This is a genomic window from Mesorhizobium sp. M0904, from assembly GCF_040319475.1.
Classification (GTDB): domain Bacteria; phylum Pseudomonadota; class Alphaproteobacteria; order Rhizobiales; family Rhizobiaceae; genus Mesorhizobium.
On record NZ_JAMYOC010000012.1, the window covers coordinates 138316 to 153365 of the forward strand.

Consider the following 15050-nt stretch of genomic DNA (forward strand, 5'->3'; position numbering starts at 1 on the left):
TCCAACGGGATGCCGCTCGGCGGACCGCTTTTAGGGCTTGATCCGCAGCTCCTCCTTTTGGAACCCATTTTTCCGTGAGCCGTTCAGCCTGACGTGGGTTGAGCAAAATTGACCGATGCGTTCCAGAGTCGGAAAAATGAAAGACCGCGGCCGGAGTGATGAGATCATCGCTTTGCATCCCGGAATGCAGCTTGGCCGGGTCCTTCTCCATGCACTGCACAATACCGGGATTTCCGTTCTATACCAGGATCGCGAGATGAAAACTGTGTGGGCGCGCAACATGCGCGCACCATGGAATTCCGATGCCTCCGACAACAACGGCATCTTGCCACCGGCGCAGGCAGAGCGTATCGGCGCCGCCAAGCACGACGTCATCGTCTCCGGCAATCCTCAACATCTCGAACTCAGCGTGCCGGCCGATGATGGCGCCCGCTGGTTTCAGGTGTGGATCGACGCCGACCGCAGCGACACCGGCGCGGTGCAGGGCGTCGTGACCACCATGGTCGAAACAACCGAGCAGAAACGCCGGGAGCAGACGCTGAAGGCGCTGCTGCGTGAAGTCAGTCATCGCTCCAAGAACCTTTTGGCCATCATCCAGAGCATCGCCACCCAGACAGGCCGTTATTCCGGCAGCATTGATGATTTCCTGACGCGTTTCCGTGGCCGATTGCAGTCGCTGGCCTCCTCGCAGGACCTAGTCACGTCATCCAACTGGCGGGGCGCAGCGCTGCGCGAGCTGGTTTCCGGTCAGGTCGGCAGGTACGGCGCGGACCCTTTACACAGCCTGCGTTTCCGCGGCGCAAATCCATATCTCAACCCCAATGCCGCCTTGCACATCGGCTTGGCCATGCATGAGCTCGCCGTCAATTCGGTCAGCTATGGCGCGCTGTCGCGCAGCGACGGTTTCGTCGAGGTGACGGCCGATCTGACGGCAGCTTCCGCTGGCGAGCCTGCGCTGTCGCTGACATGGGCAGAAGCGATCGGAGCCAACGACAATCAGCGCAGCGAGAAGCGTTTTGGCAGCGTCGCGCTTGAACGCGTCGTACCCACATCGTTGAATGGAACGGCGACACTTGAGATCACCGGGAACCGCCTCGAATACCGCCTTGTTGTTCCTCACGGCAATTTCGAGACGGATTGAACGAACGGCGGCCGCCGCGAGAAGGGTTCTGCGCATCGCCAACTTTAACCGACTGTTCACCATAAAGTCCGATCCTGTCCGACGTGTCGATCCATCGATTGAGTTTGGCACAAAATGAAAGGAATGGGCCTTGACGGCTGCCGACTTGAACAGACTGGAACAGGCCGCTCGTGTCTCGATGGGCGGTTTTCAGGATCCCGAAGCGTCCGCAGCGCCCGCGCCTCGTGCTTCGCCCCTCCGCTTCGCCGCCGTCGCGCTTATGGCCGCGATCGTCCTGACCGCAGCGTCCCAGTTGATCTGATCGAGTTCGCCTCTGCTTGATCGCTTTGAAACCACTGCCCGAGTACTGGCCGTGCCCATTCGCGGTCACCGACCTGCAAGGCCAGGCCCAACATCTCGTCGCCAAATGCCTTGCCGTCGATCCGGCGCTCGAGGACGACTATGACAGGATCGTCTGGAACGTGCGTCCCGACGGCACGCTCGATGCGTCCTTGGAGATTTCCGGGTTCGTGGTAGCATCGAACGGCGCACGCCCCGAAAAAGACTATCTTAATCAACAATGAAATCGTGCGGGCAAAGGCCGTACTTTCATGCTAAATGGCGGCTGGAGCTTATTAAAGTGAGGACAAAAGTGAGGATGACTTCATGCGGAAGATGATTATTGCCATGGTTGCCGTGGTTGCGGTCAGCGGCTGCACCACCACGGAAGAGAACGTGGGTATCGGCACTGTGGGCGGCGCGCTCATTGGTGGCGCTGTCGGCGGCGGCAAGGGCGCTTTGATCGGCGCTGGCGCTGGTGCGATTGGCGGTCTGCTGGTTCGCCGTCTGCAAAATGGCTACTGCCAATACAGAGATCGTCACGGCCGGATTTACACAGCTCGCTGCAACTAGTTTCGAGCTCCAGGCGAATAGCAAACGCGGAGGCAGGCCACCTGTCTTCGCGTTTGCCCTTTGAAGCGCTGTTGCGACGCGGCCCGCGAGAGGCGTTTCAGGCCGGCAGCGGAACCCTGATTTCCACGTTCAAACCATCTTCGCGAAAATCGCGCCTGATTGTGCCACGCAATTCGCGTGTGATGTTGAGATCGATCAGTCTGGTGCCAAAACCGCTCTTTGCCGGTGTCGCGAGCTTCTTCTGACCGGCCTCGCGCCAGTTGAGGGCCAATGTCCGGGCGCCGCTACGGCCTTCGAGCGACCAGTCGACCTTCAGCGCACCGACTGAATTGCCGGCTTCGCCATGCTTCAGCGCGTTAGTCGCCAGTTCGTGAAAGACGAGGCCGAGTGCCTGCGTCGTCTTTTCATCGAGAAGAACCTGCGGTCCCGACAGCAGCCCTTCAGGAAGCTCACTGCCGAACACCTGGCCTAGCTCGATGCGCAGCAGGTCGCCGAGATCGGCTTTCTGCCAGCGTGAGCGCGTCAGCATGTCCTGGGAAGCCGCCATCGCCTGCAGCCGGGCCGAGAAAGAAGCCGAGAATTCCTGGACGTCGGTAGTGTGCGATGCTGTCTGGCGCGCGATTGCCAGCACCCGCGTGATCGAGTTCTTGATGCGATGCTTCATCTCCTGCAGCATCAGGTCTTTTTCCAGCAGGCTCTTTTCGGTCGTTTCGTGAAGCAGCGAGATCGCCTCATAGGCCCGCTCCTGATAGCGGGCCACCAGCGCGATGGCGCCCGCAAGCAGCAGTCCGAACAATCCGAGCATCACCGGGATGGCGCGCGAGGAAGGTTGCGAGAAAGCACTTGTCGGCCTGAACAGGACGACCCACGGCCGGCCGGCGACGGTGATCTTGCGGGTGACCAGCAGCCTGTCGCCGAGGCTCGAAACAGGCGGCGTTTCCGATTGGAACAGCAGGTTGTCGCTGTCAACTGTGCCGTCATAGATCTCGGTGTTGACCGGCAGCAATGGTGCCCGACTGAGCGCAGCCTGGAACAGGTCACGGGCGCGGAAGGCCGCATAAAGGAAGCCGGCAGTCGAGGATCTCGTCGCGTTCACGGCGTCCGGCGCGGTTTCGACATTGAGCCGGACGAAGACGAGGAACCCGGTAAAGGTCTGCGCGGCACCCGTATCCTTGCCGAGCTGCACGAGCCCGCTGGCGTGCTGCTGATCGTCGGCCATCGCCTTTTCGATCGCCTCGCGCCGCGCCGGCCCGGTGAACATGTCGTAGCCGATGCTGGATTGGTTGGACGGATCCAGCGGTTCGAACAGCACGATGGGCGTACGCCACGGTAAGTTCGTGTCGGGGTAGATCGGATGGCTTGCGCCGTGATCGTGCAGGATGTCGCGCTCGACCGCCGCCTCGTTGCCAGTTTTCGCCAGGCGGAGGAAACCGATGCCGCGCAGGCCGGCGAAATTATTGTCGATGTCGAGCGCGTTGAAGAAAGCCTTGAACTCGCCTTGCGAGATACCGCCATTGCGAGCGTCGAACAGCGCTCGCGTTGAGCGCAGCAGCGACAGGTCCAGGTCGATGCGGCTTTCGATCCGGTTAAGCGCGTCGTCCGCCGTCGCCTCGAATTTTATGCGGGCCGCCTCCTGGGTGGCAAAATAGGCAAAGCCCGCCATCGTCAGGCTGATCAGCGCGACGGCGATAAAAGCGACGGTCGGAAACAGCTTCTTCAATTGCTGATACGTCCCGTGGACGGTTCGGCATCTTTTATGGGCAAGTCCCGACGCCAACACAATGCCCAGGCCAAAGCATGGTGACGGCTGGCACATTTTGGCGGCTTGTGATTAGCCGGCTAATTCTCGTTCATGCGGCGATCTTCAGCGCGCCCGGCCCCGGAATGGCGCCGGGTGGGCACTTGCCGAGGATGATCATGCCGAGCACTTCGTCCTGGGTGACGTCGGTTGTGCGCGCCGTGCCGACAACCCGACCGTTCTTCATGACGCAGACACGGTCGGCAAGCTCGAACACGTCGTGAATATCATGGCTGATCAGGAAGATGCCGATGCCGTCGGCCTTGAGCTGCTTGACCAGTTCGCCGACCTGCGCCGTCTCTTGCGGCCCGAGTGCCGCCGTCGGCTCGTCCATGATCAGAATGCGAGCATTGAACAGGATGGCGCGGGCGATCGCCACCGACTGCCGCTGCCCGCCCGAAAGCTTTACCACCGGCTCCTTGAAGCGTTGGAAACGCGGATTGAGCCTGCCCATCACCTTGCGCGCCTCGGCCTCCATGGCGACGTCGTCGAGCGTACCCCAGCCGGTCATCAGCTCGCGGCCGAGAAAAAGGTTGGCGGCCGCATCGACATTGTCGGCCAGCGCCAGCGTCTGATAGATCGTCTCGATGCCGTACTTCTTGGCGTCGCGAGGGTTGGAGATCGAAGCCTCCTCGCCGTTGACGAAAATCTGGCCCGCATCGCGCTTGTAGGCGCCGGACAGGATTTTTATCAACGTCGATTTGCCGGCACCGTTGTGGCCGAGCAAAGCCATCACCTCGCCCGGGAAAAGATCGACCGAGGCATCGTCGACGGCGCGAATGCCGCCGAAGGCGATCGAGATGTTGCGCATGTCGATCAGCGGCGTGCCCGTGGGAGCGGTCTTGTCGGCCATGATCGTTCCTCCTCCCTAAACGCGTTTGCGATAGACGGTATCGAGCCAGACCGCGAGCACCAGCACGGCACCGACGACGATGCTCTGCAGCGGTGAATCGATGCCGAGCAGCACCATGCCGGATTGCAGCGACTGCATCAAAAGGGCGCCGAGCATGGCGCCGAGCACCGTGCCGGAGCCGCCTGCAAGTGACGTGCCGCCGATGACCGCGGCGGCGATGACCAGCAGTTCGTCTAGCGTGCCCAGCGCATTGGTCGACGAGTTCTGCCTGGCTGACGAGATCGCCGCGGCGATCGTTGCCAGCACGCCCATGATCATGAAAACCTTCATGGTCACCCAACGCGTGTTGATACCGGCAAGGTTGGCGGCTTCCGGATTGCCGCCGATAGCGAAGACATAGCGGCCGAAACGGGTACGCTTGGTGATGAAGGTCATGATCAGCCCGACCGCCACAGCCATCAGCACGGGTATGGCGATGCCATGGGCGATGAACAGCCCGCCTTCGGGAACTGTTATATTGTTGGCCGCCGCGTATCTGTTCACGATGCCGACCGGCCAAGGATAGGAATTGGCGAGCCATATGGCGCCCATGATGACAGCGCAGGTGAGGACACCGAGGAACGTCTCGGCCCAGATCGGGCGCAACGGAAAGCGGAACCGCTTGCGCTGCACCCGTCCGTTGAGCAGCATGAACACAACCGCCAGGCACGCGATAATTCCGACGATCCAGCTCCATCGCGCGCCGATCGAACCCGCCGGCCCACCGCCCATCAGCTGGAACGTGGCATCAAGCGGCGCAATCGTCTGACCGCTGGCGACCCACCATGCGGCACCCCGCCAGACCAGAAGGCCGCCCAGCGTCACGATGAAGGCCGGCACCTCGAGATAAGCGATGATGTATCCCTGGAACGCTCCGATCAGAAGGCCGAGCGCCAGGCCAATGGCCAGCGCCAGGATCCAGATCCAGGGGTTGCCGAGTTGCAGACCGATCATTCGCACCAGGAAATGCACCTGCGCAAAGCCCATGACCACGCCGATCAGGCCTTCGGCGGAACCGACCGACAGGTCGATATTGCGCATGACGATAACCAGCACCATTCCGGCGGCCATTATGGCCACGGCGGAAGTCTGCACCGAGAGGTTCCAGAGATTGCGTGGCGTCAGGAAGGTCCGGCTGTCGAAGTCGAACGGATTGACGCCGAGCCGTACGCTGGAAACGACATGCAGGCCGATCCAGATGACCAACAGCGCGCCGACCATGCCGAGCATGCGGGTGTCGATCTCGGTTGCCTTGAGAAATCGGGCAACGATGCCGAGCTCGGATTCCCGCGCCCGGTCTGCCGTGCTGTCGACCGGCGTGTTGGAAGTCGTGTCGGTCATGATGTTTCTCCCGCCGGGTTGCCGTCTGCCGCGGATGCCGGAAGCAGCCTAGAAGTTATCCGCCGGAAGCGGAAAAACAATTCTTTTTGAAAAAACGCCGCGGCGAGCGGCCGCGGCGTTCGGGCTTCTCGGAAACGTCGGCTCAGTTGCAGACCGCAACAGTGCCAGCCGCCACGCCGGCGCAGACCTCTTCTTTCTTGATCCAGCCGGTGTCGATGACGACGTTGAGGTTATCCTTGGTGATGGCGACCGGAGTCAGGAACAGCGACTTGACCGTGTTGCCGCCGGGCGTGGTGAAATCCTTCACGCCGGCAATGTCGGTCATCTGCTTGCCGTCGGCAAGCTGCGAGGCGATCTCGGCGGCGTTCTTACCGAGCTCGCGCGCGTCCTTCCACACCGACACGGTCTGTGTGCCAAGCGCGATGCGGTTCAGTGCGGCGTGGTCGCCGTCCTGGCCCGAGACCGGAACCGATCCGGCCAGCCCTTGCGCCGTCAGCGCGGCGACGACGCCACCGGCGGTGCCGTCATTGGCCGCGACCACGGCATCGACCTTGTTGTCGTTGGCGGTCAGGAACTGTTCCATGTTCTTCTGAGCGTTGGCCGGCAGCCAGCCGTCCGTATAGGCCTCGCCGACATTCTTGATCTTGCCGCTGTCGATGGCCTCCTTCAGCACCTCCATCGAACCGGCAAACAGGAAATCGGCATTCGGATCGGAACCCGAACCCTTGATGAAGACGTAGTTGCCTTCCGGCTTCACCTTGAAGACTTCGCGGGCCTGCATGCGGCCGACTTCCTTGTTGTCGAAGGTCAGATAGAACACGTCCTTGTTCTCGATCAGCCGGTCATAGCCGACGACCGGGATGCCTTCGTCCAGTGCCTTCTGCACGGCCGGCCCGATGGCCGAGGCATCCTGTGCCAGGATGATCAGCGCATTGGCACCCTGCGAGATCAGGCTCTCGACGTCGGTGAGCTGCTTGCCGGGGTTGGACTGTGCGTCGGCGGAAATATACTTGTCGCCGGCGGCCTCGATGGCCGCCTTCATTGCGGCCTCGTCGGTCTTCCAGCGCTCTTCCTGGAAGTTCGACCAGGAAACGCCGATGACCTTGTCTTTCGCCTGCGCCACCGACGCCAGCGCCAGCGTCATGGCGACACCCGCCAGAATGGCGGTCGTGAATTTCTTCATCATATCCTCCCTGCGCCGCGTACGGCGTGACCAATTGGCTCAAAGACCAGCTTAGAAGCTCTAATTTTTTCGAGCCTCGAAAAAATACTGGCCCGATCTCCGGCTGCTGTCAACATCGATTCTGATGGATTTTGATCACTGTGCGAGTTTTTTCGAGCGTCGGAATAAACGATGACAGCGCCACCTGCATCTGACACTATTTGCCGCATCCGACACTATTTGTCGGACATTACCGACGGCTTCCGGTTCATGAGCGGCCGCGGCAACCGGGAGGAAAGCAAAACGATGTCGGTCGGAATCCGCCATGACGATTTGCGCCGGCGCAACCGGGCGATGGTGATCTCGGCGGTGCGCCGGGCCGGCCAGCCATCGCGTACGGAGATCGCAGCCACCACCGGCCTCAGTCATTCAACCATATCGGCGATCTCCTCCGACCTGATACGGGAAGGCATCCTCGCCGAGAGCAAGGCAAGTGAGCCCGTTTCGTTGAAACGCGGTCGTCCACAGGTCGGCCTCGCCCTCAACCCGGAAGCGGCGGCGGTGCTGACTGTGGTGTTGTCGCTGAATTTCCTGTCGGCCGCCATTATCGACTATGCGGGACAGGTGGTCGCCGAGGAACAGCGCCGGCCGGACACGCTGACCATGCCGCGCGACGAGCTGATCCGCGAATGCATGGCCATCGTCCGGCGCCGGCTTGAGGACCCAGACCTTGACGTCCGCAGTGTCGCCCGCATCGCCCTGGCGATTCAGGGCATTACCGACTCCCCTGCACGCGCCATGCTGTGGTCGCCGATCACGCCGCAGACCGACATCGCCTTTGCCGACATGCTGGAGGACGAATTCGGCATCCCGGCCACGGTGGAGAACGACTGCAATATGATGGCGGTGGCTTTGCGCTGGCGCAATCCGGATCGCTATCGCGACGACTTCATCGCCATCCTGCTTTCGCATGGCATCGGTATGGGGCTTGTGCTGAAGGGCGAACTGTTCACCGGGACGCATTCCTCGGGCGGCGAATTTGGCCACATGATCCATCGTCCGGGCGGAGCGCTCTGCCGTTGCGGGCGGCGCGGCTGCATCGAAGCCTATGCCGGCAACTATGCCATCTGGCGCAACGCCAGGCAGATGAGCGAAGACAGCGAACCGGTCGCCGACGTCAGCGACGCCGACATGCGCGCGCTGGCCGCCCGCGCGCGCGAGAAGGATGGGCCGGAACGCGAGGCCTACCGCAAGGCCGGCGAAGCGCTGGGTTTCGGTCTCGGCTCGCTGTTCGCGCTGATCGATCCGGCACCGGTCGCGATGGTCGGCGCCAGTGCCGCCGCCTTCGATCTGATCGAGCCGGCCTTGCGCAAGGCCATCGCCCAGACCGCCGGCGGCCAGCACTCCGGCTCGATCTCCTTCGATACCGAGCCGAACGAATTGCCGCTGATCCGCGAAGGCTGCGCGATGCGGGCGTTAAGCTTCGTCGACCAGGAGATTTTCGCGCCGGGCGCGCAAATGAGGCCCGGCGTCAGAAAGAACGTCGCCTGACCAGGCGGGTCAATCTTCCCGGATCGCGTAACCGGCACCGCGGATGGTGCGGATGACATCCGGCATGCGGCCGTTGTTGACGGCTTTGCGCAGCCGCCCGACATGCACGTCAACGGTGCGTTCGTCGATATAGATCGTCTCGCCCCAGACATTATCGAGCAACTGGCTACGCGAGAAGACGCGGCCCGGATGCCGCATCATGAACTCGAGCAACCGGAATTCGGTCGGCCCGAGCCGGATCTCGCTCTTCTTGCGATAAACCCTGTGCGATTCGCGATCGAGCACGATGTCGCCGACCTTCAGCACGCTGGACAGCACTTCCGGCTTGGCGCGGCGCAGCAGCGCCTTGACCCTGGCCATGAATTCCGGTGTCGAAAACGGTTTGACCAGATAGTCGTCGGCGCCGGTCGAAAGACCGCGCACCCGGTCGCTCTCCTCGCCGCGCGCGGTCAGCATAATGATCGGCAGCCGCTCGGTTTCAGGGCGCACCCGCAACCGGCGGCAGAGCTCGATGCCGGAAACCGCTGGTATCATCCAGTCGAGCACCAGAAGGTCGGGCACATTCTCCTGCAAACGGATCTCGGCTTCGTCGCCACGTGTCACCACCTCGACCTGGTAGCCTTCGGATTCGAGATTGTAGCGGAGCAGCACGCCCAACGGCTCCTCGTCCTCCACCACCATTATGCGTGGTGCGATCATCGGCTGGGCACCCCCATCATGTCACCGGCGCGGACATTGTCGTTTCGTCCTGCTTCGGACGATTGACGGGCAATTGCTCGCCGGTCAGCACATAATACGCATTCTCGGCGATGTTGGTGACATGGTCGCCGATCCGCTCGAGATTCTTGGCGCAGAACAGCAGATGCGTGCAAGCGGTGATGTTGCGCGGATCTTCCATCATGTAGGTCAACAGCTCGCGGAACACGGACGTGTATTTGACGTCGATACGCTCGTCGGCGGCGCGCAGCTTGGCCAACGCGGCCGCATCGCCTGCGGCATATTCCTCGATGACGCCCTGCACCTGGATGAGCACCAGCTGCGCCATCGCATCGATGGAATGCGATAGGTCGCGCGGCGTGACGCTGAGGCCGACCGCGCTCACACGCTTGGCGATGTTCTTGGCAAGGTCGCCGATGCGTTCGAGGTCGCCCGCCATGCGGATCGCTCCGACGACATGGCGCAGATCGTGAGCCATTGGCTGGCGCTTGGCGATCAGGGTGATGGCGCGATCGTCCAGTTCGCGTTGACGCGCATCCATGATGGCGTCGTCGGAGACGACGCGTTGCGCCAGCACGTTGTCGGAATTCAACAGGGCCTTGGTCGCCCCGCCGACCATCGAACCGGCGAGGTCGGCCATGTCGCGGATCAGCTTGCTGATCTGCTCGAGATCCTCGTCGAAAGAAGCGACTGTGTGTTCGCCCATGGTCCTGTCCTCATATGCATGATCGGAACGGCTCAGCCGAAGCGGCCAGTGATGTAGTCCTGCGTGCGCTTCTCGCGGGGCGACGTGAAGATCTTCTCGGTCCGGTCGAACTCGACCAGTTCACCCAGATACATGAAGGCGGTCTGGCGCGACACGCGCGCCGCTTGCTGCATGTTGTGGGTGACGATGACGATCGTGTAGTCGGCTTGCAACTCGTCGATCAGTTCCTCGATCTTGGCCGTCGACAGCGGGTCGAGGGCCGAAGCCGGTTCGTCGAGCAGGATGACTTCCGGCTTCACTGCCACGGTGCGGGCAATGCAGAGCCGCTGCTGCTGGCCGCCGGACAGGCTCAAGCCGCTGGCGTTTAGCTTGTCCTTGACCTCGCTCCACAGCGCGGCCCGCTTCAACGCTTGCTCGACGCGGCCGTCCATCTCGGACTTGCCGAGATTCTCGTAGAGCCTGACGCCGAAGGCGATGTTCTCATAGATCGACATCGGGAACGGCGTCGGCTTCTGGAATACCATGCCGATCTTTGTCCTGAGGAGGTTGAGATCCTGCGACCGGTCGAGAATGTTCTTGCCGTCAAGCAGCACCTGGCCCTCGGCGGTCTGTTTCGGGTAGAGCTCGTAGATGCGGTTGAAGACGCGCAGCAGCGTCGATTTCCCGCAACCCGAAGGGCCGATGAAGGCCGTGACGCTGCGCTCGGGCAGCGACAGGCTGATGTCCTTAAGCGCCTTGCTCTGGCCGTAGTAGAAGTTGAGGTTCTTGACCTCGATCTTCGTCTTCTTGGCGACCGTTTCGGTCATCGTCATGTCTGGGGACAACATCTGTGTCATCTGTCCTCTCTGCGTCCGGTAAGGCTGCGGGCGAGGATGCTCAAGCCCAGAACCGTCAGGGTGATTATGAGTGCGCCGGTCCACGCCAGTTGCTGCCATTCCTCGTAAGGGCTGAGAGCGAACTGGAAGATGGTCACCGGCAGGCTGGCCATCGGCGCGTTGATATTGCTGCTCCAGAACTGGTTGTTGAGCGCGGTGAAAAGCAGCGGCGCCGTCTCGCCGGAAATGCGTGCTATCGCCAGCAATATGCCGGTGACGATGCCGGACAATGCGGCGCGGTAGGCGACCGAACGGATCACCACCCAGCGTGGCGCGCCGATCGCGGCACCGGCTTCACGCAACGCGTTCGGCACCAGGTTGAGCATGTCTTCAGTGGTGCGCACGACCACCGGAATGACCAGGATGGCAAGCGCCACGGCGCCGGCAATGGCCGAGAAATGTCCCATTGGCCGCACCATCAATTCATAGACGAACAAGCCGATGATGATCGACGGCGCCGACAACAGGATGTCGTTGATGAAGCGGACGACGGTGGTGATGCGCGAAAAGCGTCCATACTCGGCCATGTAGGTTCCCGCCAGCACGCCGATCGGCGTGCCGACGACAACGGCGATGATCGTCATCAGCAGGCTGCCCGCGATGGCATTGAGCAGGCCGCCGGCTTCGCCCGGTGGTGGCGTCATCTCGGTGAAGACCGCGAACGAAAGCCCGGCTGTGCCCTTATAGACCAACGCACCGAGAATGAGCGCCAGCCAGGCAAGTCCGATGCCGGCGGCGACGACGCAAAGCGCCATCATCACCGAATTCCTGGCTTTGCGGCGGCTGTGGAGCGATGAGGATGTCGACATCGGTCAGGCTCCCGTACGGGCGTCGATCCGCATCAGCATATAGCGGGCGGCGGCAAGGATCAGGAAGGTGATGACGAACAGGATCAGGCCGAGCGCGACCAGCGAGGAGGTGTAGAGGTCGCCGTCGGCCTCGGTAAATTCATTGGCGATGGTCGCCGAGATCGTCGTGCCCGGTGCGAACAGGGAGGCACTGATGCGATGCGCGTTGCCGATGACGAAAGTCACCGCCATGGTTTCGCCGAGTGCCCGGCCGAGGCCAAGCATGACGCCGCCCATGATGCCGATGCGGGTATAGGGAATGACCACGCGCCGGGTCACTTCCCAGGTCGTGCAACCGATGCCGTAGGCCGATTCCTTCAGCACCGCCGGCACCGTATCGAAGACATCCTTGGTGATCGAGGTGATGAAGGGCAACACCATTATGGCGAGGATCAGCGCCGAGGTCAGAAGGCCGATGCCGTAAGGAGGGCCGGCGAAAAGGCTGGATAGTCCCGGCACGCCGTGGAAGATGTTGATGATGAAGGGCTGTATCGTCGTCTGCAGGAATGGCGCGAACACGAACAGGCCCCAGATACCATAGATGATCGAGGGAATGCCGGCCAATAGCTCGACCGCTATGCCGATCGGGCGCCTGAGCGGGCGCGGGCAGAGCTCGGTGAGAAAGATCGCAATGCCGATGCCGATCGGAACCGCGATCAGGATGGCGATGGCCGCCGTCACCAGGGTGCCGTAGATCGGCGCCAGTGCGCCAAATTTTTCCGTGACCGGATTCCAGCTCTCAGTCGTCAGGAAAGAAAAGCCGAAGGACGACAGCGCCTGCCATGAGCCGGCAAACAGCGAGATCGCGACACCGCCGAGGATGACCAGCACAAGGATTGCGGAAGCGCGGGTGAGTCCGCGAAATATGGCATCTGTGAGCGCGAAGCGCCGCACCGTAGCGTCCCTGGCCCGGGCTGCTGCAGATGATGGCATGGCATCGGAAGCGATGGTCATTGGGTCCTCGCGATTAAAGGCAACAGGGAGGGCGCCGTCGACGCCCTCCCTGGAGGAGATTACATAGCCGAGTAGAGCGGCTTGCCATCATCGCCGACGACTTCCTTGGCCCACATGGCCTTGACGCTCTCAACCACCTTGTCGGGCATCGGAACGTAGTCCAGCTCGCCGGCCATCTCGTCGCCCTTGTCATACGCCCAGGCGAAGAATTTGAGCGCTTCGGCGGTGGCCGCCGCGTCGTCCGGCTTCTTATACAGGAGGATCCACGTCGCCGCCGTCATCGGCCAGGACTCGGCGCCCGGCTCATTGGCGAGGATCACCCCATAGCCCGGCTGCGAGCTCCAGTCGGCATTGGCCGCTGCCGCCGAGAACGCGGCTGCGGTGGGCTCGACCTTCTTGCCGTCCTTGTTGATCATGTCGGTGTGGGTGAGCTTGTTCTGCTTGGCGTAGGCGTATTCGACATAACCGATCGCGCCGCCGGTCTGGGAGACGTTGTTGGCAACGCCCTCATTGCCTTTGGCGCCGATGCCGACCGGCCATTCCACGGCCTTGTCGACGCCGACCTTTTCTTTCCAGTCCGCGCTGACGTCGCCGAGGTAGTATGTGAAGTTGAACGTCGTGCCCGAACCATCGGAACGGTGAACGACCGCGATCGCCTGCGAAGGCAGCTTGACGTCGGGATTGAGCTTCTTGATCGCCTCGTCATCCCAGCTCGTGATCTTGCCGAGGAAGATGTCGGCCAGCGTCGGGCCGTCGAGAACCAACTCGCCCGGCTTGAGGCCTTCGAGGTTGACGACCGGAACGATGCCGCCCATCACCATCGGGAACTGAGCCAGTCCGGACGCTTCAAGCTCGTCGCCCTTGAGCGGCGCATCCGAAGCGCCGAAGGTAACGGTCTTGGCCTTGATCTGCTTGATGCCGCCGCCGGAACCGATCGACTGGTAGTTGAGGCCAACGCCGGTGTCTTTCTTGTAGGTGTCGGCCCACTTCGCATAGATCGGGTAGGGGAAGGTGGCGCCGGCGCCGGAGATGTCCGCGGCGAGCGCGGCGGACAGGGTGAGGGTGGTCGTCGCCGCCATTGCAATCGCAACGGCCGCCGAGCGGATGAAATGTCTCATGTGGCCTGCTCCTGTTCGGAATATGGTCTCTCGGCGCCATTCCTCCGGCGCCCGCTGAGGCCAATAGCCCCCGATTATTACAGTCGCATGACAGTTTCATGTCGCTCCGGTAACGTCGTCCAGCCGGGTTAAGAAGGAGCGGCCGCGGGCTTTGTCGGCATGGGCCGCGGTTTGCCGCTGGAATCAGCAGCTTGCGTGATTTCCGGCCGGCATCGTCGGCTCGGCGATCGCAGCCACCGGCTTTAAAAGAAAAAAACCGGACGGGAGCGCGTTGCATGCAGCCAGAACGTGTCATGGCCGCGCCATCGCCGAAACAGGTCCGTTGGGGTAAATCTGACCCTGTTTCTTGCCGGCGGTCGCTGCTCCCGCCCGTAACTGGAGGAGCGGAACTTCGAACATCCCATTGTCGCCACTGAGCGCGGCTTTGGTATGGTGCGATCGCACCATGGCCTTACGCTGGAAGCGTTGACGAATCGCAAGTTTCTAACTCGCGCTGGATCCCCATTCGCGCCCGACTCGGCGCTCGATCTTCGAGCAAGGCCTTCGACGGGAAGCGCGACGACTTCTACTTCACGGTATCTACTCCCTTCGCCCTATTCCGCCGGTTGTCGGTTAGGCCGAAGCGGCGTTATAAGCTTGCAGGGGTATTGCTGATGTCTCGACGGATTCTGCCTGTCTTCCTGTGCCTGGCGCTGCCTCTGGGAAGCGGCTGCGCTCGCAGCTATGACGGCACCGTGATCATTCCCAAGCCGCTCGATGTTCGCCGGTTCTGGGACCGGCCTTCGCCGCAGGCGCAAGCCGAACAGTCGCAACTGGAGACCGACGTCTTTCCAGTGGCGCCGCAAACGACGAAAAGGCCGGCGATGCGCAGGAATGCAGCTTCCGTTGCAGCGCCACGGAGGAGGGCCACCAACAACCCACCCGTGCTGTCGCCGGAGCCGACGAAGGCGCTAACTTGCAGGAACGTCAGCGAGCCCGGCAAACGTGCCCGCATGGTCTGCGAATAACCAGCCGACGTCGGTCGACGGCCCTACGCCTCGAAGCGGCTATCCGGTC

Annotated in this window: 15 protein-coding genes and 1 pseudogene; 6 read left to right on the forward strand and 10 right to left on the reverse strand. The window is 62.1% G+C overall.

Annotated elements, in window-relative coordinates; genetic code table 11:
* Nucleotides 1–115 precede the first annotated feature (115 nt).
* From NKH80_RS14945 to NKH80_RS14960, 4 genes and pseudogenes are all read left to right on the forward strand, one after another.
* The gene (locus NKH80_RS14945) at nt 116–1141 is read left to right on the forward strand and encodes a sensor histidine kinase (protein WP_352992169.1); all 1026 of its coding nucleotides are present in this window, start codon (nt 116–118) and stop codon (nt 1139–1141) included.
* A gap of 130 nt (nt 1142–1271) precedes the next feature.
* Nucleotides 1272–1442, forward strand: a complete 171-nt coding sequence (locus NKH80_RS14950) for a hypothetical protein (RefSeq protein WP_352476202.1) — start codon at nt 1272–1274, stop codon at nt 1440–1442.
* Between the two features lie 55 nt (nt 1443–1497).
* Nucleotides 1498–1704 (forward strand): annotated as a pseudogene (locus NKH80_RS14955) (hypothetical protein); the annotation flags it as partial.
* An 82-nt stretch (nt 1705–1786) separates the two neighbouring features.
* Entirely contained in the window at nt 1787–2032 is a 246-nt protein-coding gene (locus NKH80_RS14960; RefSeq protein WP_006328050.1) for a YMGG-like glycine zipper-containing protein, read from the forward strand.
* A 97-nt stretch (nt 2033–2129) separates the two neighbouring features.
* Here the strand turns inward: NKH80_RS14960 and NKH80_RS14965 are convergent, their stop codons facing one another.
* The 4 genes from NKH80_RS14965 to xylF all read right to left on the reverse strand — a co-directional run bounded on the left by NKH80_RS14965 (nt 2130) and on the right by xylF (nt 7246).
* Nucleotides 2130–3752 (reverse strand): CHASE domain-containing protein, encoded by a 1623-nt coding sequence (locus NKH80_RS14965; RefSeq protein ID WP_352505026.1) that lies wholly within the window; start codon nt 3750–3752, stop codon nt 2130–2132.
* Nucleotides 3753–3882: 130 nt separating this feature from the next.
* Nucleotides 3883–4683, reverse strand: a complete 801-nt coding sequence (locus NKH80_RS14970) for an ATP-binding cassette domain-containing protein (RefSeq protein ID WP_254816576.1) — start codon at nt 4681–4683, stop codon at nt 3883–3885.
* Between the two features lie 15 nt (nt 4684–4698).
* The gene (locus tag NKH80_RS14975; protein WP_352476199.1) at nt 4699–6063 is read right to left on the reverse strand and encodes a sugar ABC transporter permease; all 1365 of its coding nucleotides are present in this window, start codon (nt 6061–6063) and stop codon (nt 4699–4701) included.
* Nucleotides 6064–6205: 142 nt separating this feature from the next.
* Nucleotides 6206–7246, reverse strand: coding sequence for a D-xylose ABC transporter substrate-binding protein (gene xylF, locus NKH80_RS14980; protein WP_352992204.1), 1041 nt, complete (start codon nt 7244–7246; stop codon nt 6206–6208).
* Between the two features lie 285 nt (nt 7247–7531).
* Here xylF and NKH80_RS14985 point away from each other — a divergent pair, with 285 nt between their 5' ends.
* On the forward strand, nt 7532–8776 hold the full coding sequence (locus NKH80_RS14985) for an ROK family protein (protein ID WP_352992172.1): 1245 nt from the start codon (nt 7532–7534) through the stop codon (nt 8774–8776).
* A 9-nt stretch (nt 8777–8785) separates the two neighbouring features.
* On the opposite strand, the gene phoB is transcribed toward NKH80_RS14985, so the two are convergent.
* From phoB to pstS, 6 genes are read right to left on the reverse strand one after another with little or no spacing between them, the layout of a single operon-like run.
* Entirely contained in the window at nt 8786–9475 is a 690-nt protein-coding gene (gene phoB, locus NKH80_RS14990) for a phosphate regulon transcriptional regulator PhoB (RefSeq protein ID WP_031212149.1), read from the reverse strand.
* A 16-nt stretch (nt 9476–9491) separates the two neighbouring features.
* Nucleotides 9492–10199: a phosphate signaling complex protein PhoU gene (gene phoU, locus NKH80_RS14995; protein WP_254816572.1), complete on the reverse strand. Its 708-nt coding sequence runs from the start codon at nt 10197–10199 to the stop codon at nt 9492–9494.
* Nucleotides 10200–10231: 32 nt separating this feature from the next.
* Entirely contained in the window at nt 10232–11035 is an 804-nt protein-coding gene (pstB, locus tag NKH80_RS15000) for a phosphate ABC transporter ATP-binding protein PstB (RefSeq protein WP_352687316.1), read from the reverse strand.
* Entirely contained in the window at nt 11032–11883 is an 852-nt protein-coding gene (pstA, locus tag NKH80_RS15005; protein ID WP_023720929.1) for a phosphate ABC transporter permease PstA, read from the reverse strand. Before pstA ends, pstB begins: the two co-directional genes overlap by 4 nt.
* Before the next feature lie 3 nt (nt 11884–11886).
* Complete coding sequence (gene pstC / locus NKH80_RS15010) at nt 11887–12876, reverse strand: phosphate ABC transporter permease subunit PstC (protein ID WP_254816570.1); 990 nt, start codon at nt 12874–12876, stop codon at nt 11887–11889.
* A 59-nt stretch (nt 12877–12935) separates the two neighbouring features.
* The gene (pstS, locus tag NKH80_RS15015) at nt 12936–13994 is read right to left on the reverse strand and encodes a phosphate ABC transporter substrate-binding protein PstS (protein ID WP_352687314.1); all 1059 of its coding nucleotides are present in this window, start codon (nt 13992–13994) and stop codon (nt 12936–12938) included.
* A gap of 653 nt (nt 13995–14647) precedes the next feature.
* Here pstS and NKH80_RS15020 point away from each other — a divergent pair.
* A complete protein-coding gene (locus tag NKH80_RS15020; RefSeq protein ID WP_254816568.1) occupies nt 14648–15001 on the forward strand; it encodes a hypothetical protein in 354 nt (117 codons plus the stop codon).
* The last annotated feature ends 49 nt before the right edge of the window (nt 15002–15050 follow it).

Bases quoted from the DNA above. Each gene is read 5' to 3' on its own strand.
- NKH80_RS14945 (WP_352992169.1), top strand. From the start codon at position 116: ATGCGTTCCAGAGTCGGAAAAATGAAAGACCGCGGCCGGAGTGATGAG.
- NKH80_RS14960 (WP_006328050.1), top strand. From the start codon at position 1,787: ATGCGGAAGATGATTATTGCCATGGTTGCCGTGGTTGCGGTCAGCGGC.
- NKH80_RS14970 (WP_254816576.1), bottom strand. From the start codon at position 4,683: ATGGCCGACAAGACCGCTCCCACGGGCACGCCGCTGATCGACATGCGC.
- NKH80_RS14975 (WP_352476199.1), bottom strand. From the start codon at position 6,063: ATGACCGACACGACTTCCAACACGCCGGTCGACAGCACGGCAGACCGG.
- xylF (WP_352992204.1), bottom strand. From the start codon at position 7,246: ATGAAGAAATTCACGACCGCCATTCTGGCGGGTGTCGCCATGACGCTG.
- NKH80_RS14985 (WP_352992172.1), top strand. From the start codon at position 7,532: ATGTCGGTCGGAATCCGCCATGACGATTTGCGCCGGCGCAACCGGGCG.
- phoB (WP_031212149.1), bottom strand. From the start codon at position 9,475: ATGATCGCACCACGCATAATGGTGGTGGAGGACGAGGAGCCGTTGGGC.
- phoU (WP_254816572.1), bottom strand. From the start codon at position 10,199: ATGGGCGAACACACAGTCGCTTCTTTCGACGAGGATCTCGAGCAGATC.
- pstB (WP_352687316.1), bottom strand. From the start codon at position 11,035: ATGACACAGATGTTGTCCCCAGACATGACGATGACCGAAACGGTCGCC.
- pstA (WP_023720929.1), bottom strand. From the start codon at position 11,883: ATGTCGACATCCTCATCGCTCCACAGCCGCCGCAAAGCCAGGAATTCG.
- pstC (WP_254816570.1), bottom strand. From the start codon at position 12,876: ATGACCATCGCTTCCGATGCCATGCCATCATCTGCAGCAGCCCGGGCC.
- pstS (WP_352687314.1), bottom strand. From the start codon at position 13,994: ATGAGACATTTCATCCGCTCGGCGGCCGTTGCGATTGCAATGGCGGCG.
- NKH80_RS15020 (WP_254816568.1), top strand. From the start codon at position 14,648: ATGTCTCGACGGATTCTGCCTGTCTTCCTGTGCCTGGCGCTGCCTCTG.